Source organism: bacterium, from assembly GCA_024742285.1.
Taxonomy (GTDB): domain Bacteria; phylum Myxococcota_A; class UBA9160; order UBA9160; family UBA4427; genus UBA4427.
Genome location: JANSYR010000005.1, coordinates 1 through 11874 on the forward strand (window position 1 = coordinate 1; position 11874 = coordinate 11874).

Here is an 11874-nt window from a genome sequence, read left to right on the forward strand (position 1 = left end):
CTGAAGGATCGGTCGGAGAACCGGAAGAGAGGGACGCCGGCGCAGGCGCTTGGGATCACGGAGCGGGCGCTCGACCTTGGGGACGTGCTGTGTGAGCGACAGTTCGCGGGGCGGATCCCGTCGATACGAGGGTGGCTAGCGGAGTGCTACTTCGGCCGGATCCGGACGCGGGCGATCGAGAACAACGTCCAGCATCGGGCGAGGTTCGCGATCTAGGGAGTTTGCGCGGGAGACGTCGCGTTCCGGGCGAGTCTGGTCAGGTGAGGCGCAATCATCGGTCCACGTCTCACGGATTGGCTGCGCGGAGGCTTCGTCCTACGTTCGACGCGATGCCGAAGCGATCCAGAACGAGTGCGAGGACCCTCGCCGACGTGGGCGAGCGCGCGCTGATCGCGCGGATCGCGAAGCGCGCCCAGCGCACGCCGGGCCGCGACTGGGCGCTCCGGATCGGCGACGACGCGGCGATCCTCCGCCCCCGCGCTGGCGACGAGCTGGTCTTCTCGACGGATGCCTTCGTCGAAGGCAGTCATTTCCGCTTCGGCCGGGAGTCTCCGCGTACGATCGGGCGGCGAGCGATGGTCGCCAACTTGTCGGATCTCGCGGCGATGGGCGCCGAGCCCGTCGGCGCGTTGCTCTCGCTCTCGGCGCCCCGTCAGGGCGCACTCTCGGACTTCGACGGGATCGTGGCCGGCGTGCTCGACGAAGCCGAGCGCTTCACGTGTCCGCTCGTCGGCGGAAACCTGACGCACGCGCGGGCCTGGAGCCTCGACGTGACCGTGATCGGGCGTTGTCCGCGCGGCAAGGCCCTCAGGCGTCGGGGGCTGCGCGCCGGTGACACCCTGTACGTGACGGGGACCCTCGGCGGCGCGACCCTGGCCCGACTTCGCGCCGACGCGACGTCCGGCGCGCTCCGACGGGTCGCCGCTCCCCGGATCGAGGCGGGCCGCGCCCTCGTGCGGATGGATCGCGTGCGGACGTGCATCGATCTCTCCGACGGGCTCGCGACGGATCTCGCCCATCTGCTCGAGGGGACGGCGCTCGGCGCGGACGTCGACGTCGAGGCGCTCCCGCGACCTCGGGGCTTCGACCGAGGGTGCAGGGCGCTTGGACTCGACCCGGGTCGGGTGATCTCCGGAGGGGGCGAGGACTACGAGCTGCTCTTCGCGTTCCGCTCCGGACGGAACGCGTCCGCCACCATGCGAACGGAGGCACGAACGATCGAGCGGCTCGCCGCGCGCCTGGCGATCCCGATCACACGGATCGGCCAGATCACTGGCGAGAAGGGCCTGCGGGGGCTGCCGCGGGTCCGCCGGGGCCACCACTTCTAGCGGTTTCCCGAATCCGGCCGCGGCGCTCCGGGCCGTCGATTCTCGCTCGCGAGGACCTGCAACCGTCAAGCAAGCGCCCGCGCAGGCCGATCAGACCGGCGTGCGTCTCAACCTTTCGGGCAAGTTCGTCCTCGGCTCCTTGATCGTGGCCTGTGCCGCGTCGGTCGTGCCGACCCTCGTGCGGAGCTTCGGCATCGACTTCTGGAGCGGCCCCGTCCGCTTCTTCGTCGCCCTCGGCGTGGGCGGCGGCATCGGTTTCGCGGCCTCGCGGATGTTCGGTCCGAAATTCGACGCGCTGCGGACGGCCACCGAGCGGATCCGCGAAGGCGACCTCCAGCTCGACGTCGTGCGTTCTCCCCACTCGGCGCTGCGCGACGAGATGGACGATCTCGCCGAGAGCCTCGCCGGCATGCTCGTTCGACTCCGGCAGCTCGTCGCCGAAGTCCAGTCGACCGCGGGAGAAGTCTCGAACTCTTCGACCGGACTCGAGTCCTCCCTCGACCGGCTCCAGGCGACCAGCGCCCAGATTTCCCAGACCGTCTCTCACGTCGCGAGCGGCGTGTCCCAGGAGCAGGACCTGCTCGACCAGGCCTCGCACCGGATGACCGAGATCTCGAGCGAGATCGATCTGAACGCGGGCCGTGCCCGAGAGGCCTTCGGTTTCGCCGCCGAGGCGAACCAGAAGGCGGGCACCGGCGTCGAGGTCGCGCGCCTCGCCATCGAGAAGATGAAGGCGGTCTTCGAGCGTGCCGAGTCGACCGGTGACAAGGTCTTCGAGCTCGAAGCCAAGACCCGTCACGTCCATCAGATCACCGAGATCATCACGAGCGTCGCGCACCGCACGAACCTGCTCTCGCTGAACGCCTCGATCGAGGCCGCGCGCGCGGGCGAGGCCGGCCGCGGCTTCTCCGTCGTCGCCGACGAGATCCGCAAGCTCTCCGAGAGCGCGGGGCGGAGCGCCGACGAGATCAGCCAGCTGATGCACGAGATCCAGGCGGACACCGCCATGGTCGCCGACGAGATGCGCGAGTCGAGTCAGGTGATCGGCGAGGGTCGCGAGGACGTCAACACGATTGCCGGAGCCCTCCAGCAGATCAGCCAGGCGGTCTCCGAAGCGGCGACGCGCTCGGAGGAGATCTTCCACGGCGCGGATAGCCACTCGCTGAACGCCCAGAGCATGGTCGCCGCGATCGAGGAGATCGCCAAGGTGGCGAGCACGAACGGGCGCTCCGTCGCCGAGCTCGACCGGACGATGGACGGCCAGCTGCACACCGTCGACGAGATCCATCGCGCCTCCGAGCGCGTGAGCGAGCTCGCCGGTGAACTCGCGAGCTCCCTCACGATCTTCCGCACCGGCCAGGCGGCGCCGGCGCCCGGCGCGATCACGCCCGCAGCGCCTGCAGCGCCCGCAATGCCCGCAGCGCCCGCAATGCCCGCAGCGCCGGCGGTGGCGCCGAGACCGGCTCCGTCCATCGATCCGGATCTCGCCGTCGGGCTGATCGACGTGGTGCCGACGGCCGCTCCGGCCCCGGATGCCGAGGACGAGGACTCGACGCCGCTGGAGGATCGGTTTTGAGTCGCGCGCGAACGTCGCCGGGTAGCGGGTCGTGATGGCCGCCTCCGCACCGCAGGAAGAGAACCGCCATCTCATGTTCCTCTTCGAGGACGTGCAGTACGCGATGCCGATCGCCTGGGTGGTCGAGGTCGCGGAGAAGAACCGCGTGACGAGCGTGCCTTCGATCGCCCTGCCGGTGGGCGGCGTGATGAACTGGCACGGCGAGGCCCTTCCGCTCGTCGCGACGGAGCTGCTGCTCGGTCGCGAGAACGAGGAAGCGGGCGCCTCGCCCTTCGGTGCGTCGATCACCGTCGGCTACGCGCAGGAGCAGGTCGTCGTCGTCTCGGGGGGGCCGGGCAGCAACGCGCGAATGGGCATGCCCGTGGACCGCGTGATCGGACTCGTCGACGGCGCGGCACAGGAAGGATCGTCACGGAAGGACTCGCTCGTCGTCGAGCGACGACCCGTCGACGGACGAATCGTTCACATCCTCGACCCCGCGGCCCTCGTGGCGCGCGGCGAAGAGGTCATCGAGAACGCCACGCTCCAATAGGGGGGCGGGCGCGTTCCATTTCGGGGGAAGACAATGGCACGGGTACTGATTGCGGACGACGCGTCCTTCATGCGACAGATGATTCGCGAGATCATCGAGCCCGAAGGACACGAAGTGGTCGGTGAGGCGACCAACGGCATCGAGGCGGTGGATCTCTACAAGGAGCTCCAGCCCGATCTCGTCACGATGGACATCGTGATGCCCAAGCGCTCCGGCATCGACGCCGTCAAGACCATCCTCGCGGACCAGCCGACGGCCTGCATCGTGATGTGCAGCGCGCTCGGGCAGGAGACCCTCGTGATGGAGGCGCTCCAGGCCGGTGCTCGCGACTTCATCGTGAAGCCCTTCAAGCCCGACAGCGTGATCGCGACCTTGAAGAAGATCCTGGAGAAGGCCGACTAGCATGGCCCTCGACATGGCCAAATATCGACGGATCTTCCTCGAGGAGGCGACGGACCACCTCGCGGAGATCAGCCGTGCGTTGCTCGAGCTCGAGAAGGAGATGGGCAACGTAGAGGCGATCGACACCATCTTCCGGATGGCGCATTCGATCAAGTCGATGGCGGCCTCGCTCGGCTACGACCCCGTGTCGGAGCTCTCCCACCGGTTGGAAGACCGGATGGAAGGCGTTCGCACGTCGGGCCGGGTACGGGATCCCGAGGAACTCTCGCTCCTGTTCCGGGGGCTCGAGACCCTCGAGACGATGGTCCAGACCGTCGCGAACGACGATCCGCTCGCGCCCGCGGACGAAGGCCTGCTCGCCGAGCTCGCCGAGGCCGGGGATGCGCTCGCCGCCGCCTCCCCCGAGGCGGTGGGGGGCGAGCCAAAAAAAGTCCCGAGCTAGAGCCCGACGCTTCGGCGACGGGCGAGGCGGAAGCCTCGACGACGCCGCCTGCGGCGCCGAACGAGCCGGTGCGCGCGGAAGGCGCGACGGAGGTCTCTGCCGCGGCCTCGGCGCCGACGAGCGAGACGCCCGCGAGCGGAGAGGGCGCTCCGCCCGCGACGCCCGCCCCCGCCGCGGTCTCGCTCTCGCCGACCGTCCGCGTCCGGACGGACACCCTCGATCGCTTCCTGTCCGCGGTCGGCGAGGTGATCCTCAGCTCGAGTCAGCTGCGGACCGGTGTCGCCCGCTACGCCAGCGATCCGGAGGTCGCCGACGGTTTCGATCGCGTGGACCGCCGCGTGGCGGAGCTCCAGCGCCGCGTGCTCGACCTGCGCACGGCGCCCCTCGTCCGGGTGACCGACAACCTGCCGCGGACCGCTCGACAGGTCGCCGAGAAGCTCGGCAAACGCGTCGAGGTCGAGATCATCGGCGCCGAGCTCGAGCTCGATCGCTCGATCCTCGACCGGCTCGGGGAGCCGTTGCTGCACCTGCTCCGCAATGCCGTCGACCACGGGCTCGAGATGCCCGACGATCGCCGCGCCGCCGGCAAGCCGGAGACCGGCGCGATCCGCGTGGAGGCCCGGCGGCAGAAGGACTCGATCGAGATCGACGTCTCCGACGATGGCAAAGGCCTCGATCTGGCCTCGGTCTGTCGCCGGGCGATCGAGGCCGGTCTGATCCATCCCGATCTCGTCGACGATCTGCCGATCGAGGAGATCGCGGCCTTCGTCTTCCATCCGGGCCTCTCGACCGCCCAGTCGGTCACCGACGTGTCGGGGCGCGGCGTCGGCATGGACGCGGTCAAGGCGACCGTCGAGAGCCTGGGCGGCGGCGTCGAACTCCGGAGCGAGGTCGGTGTCGGCACCACGACCACCCTCGTCGTGCCGATCACCGCGGCGGTCCAGCGCGTTCTCGTCGTGGGCATCGGCGAGGAGCGGGTCGCGATCCCGATCGGCAAGGTCGAGCGCATCCTCGAAGTGCCACGGGAGTCGATCGAGGAAGCGGCGGGGGACACCTTCGCCCTCGTCGACGACGAGCCGCTGCCGGTCTTCGACCTGGCGCAGGCGCTTCGGATCGAAGGCGAGGCCCCGGACTCCGCTTCGGTTCCGATCGTGCTGTCCGAGATCCGCGGCGAACGGGTCGCGCTCCGAGTGGCGCGTTTCGCCGGCCAGCAGGAGTTCTACGTGAAGCCGGTGCCCGAGCTCCTGGCGAAGGTCCGGATCCTCTCGGGGCTCACGGTGCTCGACGACGGCAGTCCGGTCTTCCTCCTCGATCTGAATCAGCTGGGGGCGGCATGACCGACGAAGCCACACCCCGGACGCTCTCCGCGAAGCACGACCTCGAGGCGCTCGTCGCGCTCGCCGAGGCCGGCGCGAGCCAGGCGGCGGAGGCCTTCGCGCAGCTCGTCGGCCAGCCGGTCGAGGCGCTGCCGCCGATCGTCGCGTTCGAGGGCACGACCGCCGGCGCCGGCGATCCCGAAGCCACCGGCGTCTTCTTCGAGCTCGAGGGTTGCCTGGACGCGATCGTCGGGATCGTCTTCCCGGGTCGCGCGAGCGAGACCCTCGTCCGGCGCATCGTCGGGATCGAGCAGGGGCCGCTCGAGGCGCCGATCGTCGAGTCGGCGCTCATGGAGGTCGGCAACATCCTCGCCTCGCACGTCGCGAGCGCGATCGCGGATCGGATCGGCGAGCGCCTCCTGCCCTCGATTCCCTCCCTCGCGATGGACCACGCGCAGGCCGAGCTCGAGGCGTTCATCGAGCGCGTCGTGGGGCCCGATGCGCCGCGGATCGAGACGGGCCTGGCCAACGACGCGGGGACGGTGAACGGATACCTCGTCCTCGTGCCGACGGACTGATACGCTACCGCCTCCCATTTCTCCGGAGGTCTCGTCTTGGACGCCGCCCGACTGCGCGCGTTGCTCGAAGAGGTCCGCGACGGTCGAGTCGATCTCGAAGCCGCTGCCGACGAACTCTCGCGTCTGCCTTTCGTGGATACCTCGATCGCGCGGATCGACACCCATCGAGCGGTTCGGCAGGGCATCCCCGAGGTCGTCTACGGGATGCAGAAGACCGCCGATCAGATCCTCGAGATCGCGCGGGCGCTGCGGGAAGCCGGGCAGGACGTGCTGGTCACCCGCGTCGACGCCGAGAAAGCGGGCGTGCTTCGGTCGGCCATGCCCGAGTTCGTATGGGACGAGGTCTCGTCGCTCGCCTGGATCGGACCGGAAGATGTGCCGATCCGGGGCAAGGGCCCGATCGTCGTCGTCTCGGCGGGCAGCGCCGATCTCCCGGTCGCCGCCGAGGCCGTCGGCGTGGCGAAGCGCTTCGGCAACGAGGTCGAGCTCCTGCAGGACGTGGGCGTCGCCGGGCTCCACCGCCTGCTCGCCTCCCTCGACGCGCTGCGCCGGGCGCGGGTGCTGATCGTCGTCGCGGGCATGGAAGGGGCTCTGCCCTCGGTGATTGGCGGGCTGATCGACAAGCCGGTGATCGCCGTCCCGACGAGCATCGGCTACGGCGCCGCCCTCGACGGGCTGACGCCGCTCCTCGGGATGCTCACCAGCTGTGCCTCGAACGTGACCGTCGTGAACATCGACAACGGCTTCGGCGCCGCGCACGTCGCGACGCTGATCAACCGTCTCTAGGAGCCCCGGGTGAGTCGGATCCTCCACCTCGATGCGTTCTCCGGCGCCGCCGGAAACATGTTCATGGGCACGCTGCTCGATCTCGGGCTCTCACGGGCGAAGCTCCTCGAGGGGCTCGCCCCGCTCGGACTCGACTTCAAGCTCGTCGTGAAGCGCGTGGCGCGCAACGGCTTCGCCGCCCGCTACGTCGACGTCCGGGTCCCGGTCTCCGCGAAGAAGAAGCGGGCGGAAGAGAAGGCCCACGCCCACGGTCCCTCCGCCCACGGTCATTCGCATCATCACGGCGTCCGCGGCGCGCACGACGGACACGGGCATGCGCACGGCCGGCACTACGCCGAGATCCGCGATCTGATCGCGAAGGCGAAGCTCGATACGCGGGTCAAGGAGCGATCCCTCGCCATCTTCGAGGCCCTCGCGAAGGCCGAGGCGAAGGTCCACGGCTCGACCGTCGACGCGGTCCACTTCCACGAGGTGGGCGCGGTCGACGCGATCGTCGACGTCGTCGCGGCGGCGGTCGGCCTCGACGCGCTCGGGATCGATCGCGTGACCTGCTCGCCGATCGCGATCGGCCACGGAACCGTCGAGTCGGATCACGGCCGCCTGCCGCTCCCGGCCCCGGCGACCCTCGAGCTCCTGGTCGGCCTGCCCACGGTCCCGGCGGGCGTCGAGTGGGAGACGCTCACGCCGACGGGGGCCGCGATCCTCAAGACGGTGGTCGACGAGTTCACGTCGCTCCCGGCGATGACCGTCGAGAAGGTCGGGTACGGGGCGGGGAACGACCGCAAGGGGCCGATGCCGAACGTCCTGCGCGGGACCCTGGGACGAGCCGGGGGGCTGGGACGCGATCGGGTGGTCTGTGTCGAGACGAACCTCGACGACCTCGTTCCCGAGCACTTCGACCATCTGATGGAGCGGCTCTTCGAGGAGGGCGCGCTCGACGTCTCGCTGCAGACCCTGCAGATGAAGAAGAACCGGCCGGGCTTCCTCGTCCGCGTCCTCGCGCGCCCCAACGATCGCGACGCCCTCGCGCGGATCGTCTTCGCGGAGTCGACGGCGATCGGCGTGCGCGTCTCCGAGTGGGATCGACTCGTCCTCGAGCGGACGAAGAAGCGATTGAAGACGCCGCTCGGCACCGTATCGATCAAGCTGATCCGCAGCCCGGAAGGCCAGGTCGATTGCTCGCCGGAGTACGACGACTGCAAGCGACTAGCGCGGAAGCACGGGTTGCCTCTGCGAGAGGTCGTGGAGCGGGTCCGTGCCCAGGCCCGTCAGGAGCTCGCGGAATGATCCGTCCCCGCGAACTCGGCCCTTCCGAGGTCCGCGCCGACGTCGACGTGTCGCCCTTCGACCTCGCTCCGGCCGCCGAGCACGAGACCGGGGCCGCGGCGCTCTGTCTGCACGGCCTGACGGGCACGCCCTACGAGGTGCGTCCCGTGGCCGAAGCCCTCGCGAAGCGGGGCATCCGCTCGAAGGGCATCTGGATGGCCGGCCACAACGGAACGGTCGACGATCTCGCGGCGACCCATCGCGACGAGTGGGTGGGGCTCGCGAGTGCGGCGCTGGAGGCGCTGCGAGCGGAGCACGAGAAGGTCTTCCTGGTGGGGGTCTCGATGGGCGGGCTCACGAGCCTGCGGCTCGCCCAGACCGGGTTCGTCGACGGCCTCGTCGTGATCGGAACGCCGCTGGCACTCGCGCCGCCGATCCCCCAGCTGCTTCCGCTCGTCCGACTCTTTTCGAAGGGGCGCCCGAAGCGCGGGTCCGACCTCGCGGATCCCGCGGCGGCGGCGCGTCACCCGCACTTCCCGATGATGCCCTTCGATTCCGTGCGCGAGCTGATCCGGCTCCAGCGCGAAGTCGTGCCCGCTCTCGAGCAGATCCGCGCGCCGATCCTGGTCGCCCACGGCAAGCGCGACTCGACCGCGTCGCCGGCGGACGCGGAGCGCCTCTACGCTTCGGTCGGGACGCCTGCGGCGGATCGCGAGCTCTTCCTGCTCGAGCGGTCGGGACACGTCGTCCCGGTCGACTACGACGGGCCCGCGCTCTCGACGGCCGCCGCGGACTTCCTCTCACGCCGCGCGACGCGCGCCTAGCCTGAGCTGCCCGTCGCGCTCGGAGGGGTCTAGCTTCCCGTCGCGGAGCGGTCGCGCTCGCGCCGATCGAGCCAGGCGATGAGCGCCTCTTCGTCCTCGGGCGTGATGTTCGCGAAGCGCAGCCCGAGGCCGGGGACGGCGCCCTGGCTCTCGGCGCGATAGAGCACCTCGCCATCGAAGCCGACCTGCCGGCCGAGCTCCGGGAGCGCGATCTCGCAGCGCATCGCCGTGTTCAGGTCGACCTGGACGTCGGTCGCGAGGAAGACGCCGCCGCGGCCGACCTCGGTCGCGATGCACGGAGCGGCGATTCCGAAGAGGCGGGCATCGAAGCGGCCCGCATAACGCGTGAAGCGTCGCTGTCCCGGGGTCGCAATGAGCTTGCCGAGGCGCGCGACGAAGCGAGTCGCGTCGCGAGGGCCGATCACGTAGCCGGCGGCACCGACCGCGCGGGCGGCTTCGCGTCGCGCTTCGTGGCGGGCGTCGTCGAGCAGGACGACGGGGATGCCTTCGATGCCGGAGATGGAGCGGGTGGCGGCCACCAGGCTCGCCCCGTCGCTGCGGCCGAGAGCGTACTCGGAGACCACGAGATCCGGGCTCGTTCGAGCGAGCCGCATCAACGCCTCGGTCTCGCTCCGCGCGGTCGCGAGTCGGAAGCCCTGCCGCTCGAGGGCGTCGCGCAGGTCACCATCCTCGACGAGCTGGTTGCCGACGAGCAGCACCCGAGGCCGATGGCGGAACGCCGGTGCGGCCTGGCTCCGGTTCGGAGGAAGGCTGCGGGCGCGCGGCGGGGCATCGTCCTCGCGGTCGCGGAGGCCTTGCGTGCGTTGCGCCGCCTCGCGCTTCTGTGCCTTCCGCCGCAGGTCGTCGATGTGGGCGGCGAGATGACACTCGAGGTCGGCGCCGGAGTCGATCGCACGGTCGAGCCCGACGACGCGCTCGGCGCGTTCGGCGAGGGCGAGACCGGAGAGCGGGCCGGAGCTCGGGAGCACGGCCTCGTTTCGGTCGTTCAGATGGATCCGAGCGTCCGGGGTCTCGCCGGGGAGTGCGAAGGCGAGGGTGGACTCGTCCGGTGCCCACTCCGCGTCGATCGAGAGCGTGGCCAGCCACCGGCGGGCCTCGCCGAGCGCACGCACGCGTTCCCGCCAGGCGCGCCGGATGACGGCTTCGATGCCCATCGGGTCGCTGGCGTCCCGGACGTCGAGGATCGGGAGACCGAAGAGCGCCCGCGGTCGCAGGCACTTGATCCGACCGGCATCGATCGTCGCGAAGACGATCCGCTCGACGGCGATCGGGCCAGCGGGGGACTCGAAGGGCGCCGCACCGACCGGCAGGGAGACGAGGAGGCTCCGGTCGTCGGGCATCGCCCGGACGGCGAGGCCCATGTCGCCATATCGCTTGCGCAGGAACGCGAGCGTGCGGTCCTGCTGCGGTCCCGTTGCCGGCATGCCGCCTCCTTCGTCCCTCTCTTCGACGCTGCGATCCCGACCCTTGAACGTTCCCCCGGTCGGATTCCCGATCGGCAGTCGGTCTTCCCCCTGACGGAACCGCGCCCCACGCGCCCCACGCGCGCGGGAGCGGACGGACATCGGCAACTCCGCGAGGGCCCCGGGATCGACTCGTCTGGGGCTAAAGCCCTACTTATACGAGGTCGATACCCCCCAAGCCTTGACGGTGTGACCCCAGTCACGCCACGGAGCGCGTCTTGATGAGACAGATCCTGCTTGCCCTCGTGGTCCTATCGACCTTCGCCTTCGCGCAGAACGTGCTGGCCATCTCGCCGGCGCCGCGGGATCTCGCGAACGCGACGCCGGTCGCGTCCACGGCGAAGACCGCCGGCCGACCGCCGGTCGGCTCGCTGGCGCTCCTGTTCGCCGGGCTCGTCGGCCTCTCGGCGGCCGGCCGTCGTTTCGAGGGGCGCAGCGCGGCCTGACCCCGTCACCGACGCGTCGTCTGGCGGCCGGGCGCGCGAATCAAGCGTCGGCCGCGACCTGCCGATGCGTTTCCTGGCCTCGACCCGCTCGCGCCCGAGCGTGGCTGCCGGAAACCTGCACGTGTTCTTCGCCCTGACCCTCGTCTCGGTCGCCTTCGCGGCGATCAGTCTCCGTCTCTTCCGCTCTGCCTGGCAGGTGAAGGGGGCGGAGGGCTGGCTCGGCCTGGCGTTCCTGTGCGTCGCGCTCTCGATGCCACTTCGTTGGGTGATCCAGCGGACGGCCCTCGTTCCGACGGAGCTCGAGCCCTCCCTCGTCCTCGGCGGTCATGCGCTGATGGCCCTCGGCCTGTCGGCGTTCACGCTCTTCGTCGGTCGCGTCTTCCGGCCCGACGCGGGCTGGGCGGTCGGGGTGACGACGCTCCTGATCGGAATCCAGATCGTCTCGCTCCCAGCCCTCGTCCTCTTCGGCGGTCATCGGGACGAGCAGAACGTCTCCGTCGTCGTGGTCGGTCTGTGCCGGGCCTTGCCCTTCGCGTGGGGCTTCGTCGAGTCGCTCCGGTACTACCACCTGATGAAGCGCCGCGAGACGCTGGGCCTCGCGGATGCGGTCGTGACCAATCGCTTCGCGCTCTTCGCCGTCTGGACCGGGGCCCTGGTCGGGCTCCCGATCCTGCTCTTCGTCGTGCGCGCGTGGGCGCTGCTGTCGACGGCGACGGGCCGGCTGATCGCCGAAGACGGTTCGCTCGCGGCCCCCGCCTGGCTGCTCGCGGTGGGCTTGCTCGGCTTCGGCCTCGCCGCGTCCGCGGCGCTCTGGCTGAGCTTCTTTCCGCCGCAGGCGTGGCTCGAGCGGATCCGCGCGCAGCCCCCCGCCGCCGCCTGAGATCCGGGACGCGC

At 70.5% G+C, this 11874-nt stretch carries 14 protein-coding genes; 13 read left to right on the forward strand and 1 reads right to left on the reverse strand.

What is annotated here, in order from left to right:
* From NXI30_10890 to NXI30_10940, 11 genes are all read left to right on the forward strand, one after another.
* Positions 1-216: hypothetical protein (locus NXI30_10890; GenBank protein MCR9094711.1), on the forward strand; the 216-nt coding region annotated here is incomplete at its 5' end.
* A gap of 113 nt (positions 217-329) precedes the next feature.
* Positions 330-1328 (forward strand): thiamine-phosphate kinase, encoded by a 999-nt coding sequence (thiL, locus tag NXI30_10895; protein MCR9094712.1) that lies wholly within the window; start codon positions 330-332, stop codon positions 1326-1328.
* A 100-nt stretch (positions 1329-1428) separates the two neighbouring features.
* Complete coding sequence (locus tag NXI30_10900) at positions 1429-2904, forward strand: methyl-accepting chemotaxis protein (protein ID MCR9094713.1); 1476 nt, start codon at positions 1429-1431, stop codon at positions 2902-2904.
* 34 nt (positions 2905-2938) lie between these two features.
* Positions 2939-3436, forward strand: coding sequence for a chemotaxis protein CheW (locus NXI30_10905; protein MCR9094714.1), 498 nt, complete (start codon positions 2939-2941; stop codon positions 3434-3436).
* Between the two features lie 33 nt (positions 3437-3469).
* Complete coding sequence (locus NXI30_10910) at positions 3470-3838, forward strand: response regulator (protein MCR9094715.1); 369 nt, start codon at positions 3470-3472, stop codon at positions 3836-3838.
* 13 nt (positions 3839-3851) lie between these two features.
* Entirely contained in the window at positions 3852-4280 is a 429-nt protein-coding gene (locus tag NXI30_10915) for an Hpt domain-containing protein (protein MCR9094716.1), read from the forward strand.
* 68 nt (positions 4281-4348) lie between these two features.
* A complete protein-coding gene (locus tag NXI30_10920; protein ID MCR9094717.1) occupies positions 4349-5617 on the forward strand; it encodes a chemotaxis protein CheW in 1269 nt (422 codons plus the stop codon).
* Complete coding sequence (locus NXI30_10925) at positions 5614-6174, forward strand: chemotaxis protein CheC (protein ID MCR9094718.1); 561 nt, start codon at positions 5614-5616, stop codon at positions 6172-6174. Before NXI30_10920 ends, NXI30_10925 begins: the two co-directional genes overlap by 4 nt.
* 36 nt (positions 6175-6210) lie before the next feature.
* The gene (gene larB, locus NXI30_10930) at positions 6211-6960 is read left to right on the forward strand and encodes a nickel pincer cofactor biosynthesis protein LarB (GenBank protein MCR9094719.1); all 750 of its coding nucleotides are present in this window, start codon (positions 6211-6213) and stop codon (positions 6958-6960) included.
* 9 nt (positions 6961-6969) lie between these two features.
* The gene (larC, locus tag NXI30_10935) at positions 6970-8247 is read left to right on the forward strand and encodes a nickel pincer cofactor biosynthesis protein LarC (GenBank protein ID MCR9094720.1); all 1278 of its coding nucleotides are present in this window, start codon (positions 6970-6972) and stop codon (positions 8245-8247) included.
* On the forward strand, positions 8244-9050 hold the full coding sequence (locus NXI30_10940) for an alpha/beta fold hydrolase (protein ID MCR9094721.1): 807 nt from the start codon (positions 8244-8246) through the stop codon (positions 9048-9050). The genes larC and NXI30_10940 overlap by 4 nt, the downstream gene beginning before the upstream one ends.
* Before the next feature lie 29 nt (positions 9051-9079).
* On the opposite strand, the gene NXI30_10945 is transcribed toward NXI30_10940, so the two are convergent.
* The gene (locus NXI30_10945; protein MCR9094722.1) at positions 9080-10495 is read right to left on the reverse strand and encodes a response regulator; all 1416 of its coding nucleotides are present in this window, start codon (positions 10493-10495) and stop codon (positions 9080-9082) included.
* 260 nt (positions 10496-10755) lie between these two features.
* Between NXI30_10945 and NXI30_10950 the strand changes: the two genes are divergently transcribed.
* A complete protein-coding gene (locus NXI30_10950) occupies positions 10756-10980 on the forward strand; it encodes a hypothetical protein (protein MCR9094723.1) in 225 nt (74 codons plus the stop codon).
* 100 nt (positions 10981-11080) lie between these two features.
* Complete coding sequence (locus NXI30_10955; GenBank protein ID MCR9094724.1) at positions 11081-11860, forward strand: hypothetical protein; 780 nt, start codon at positions 11081-11083, stop codon at positions 11858-11860.
* Positions 11861-11874 lie beyond the last annotated feature (14 nt).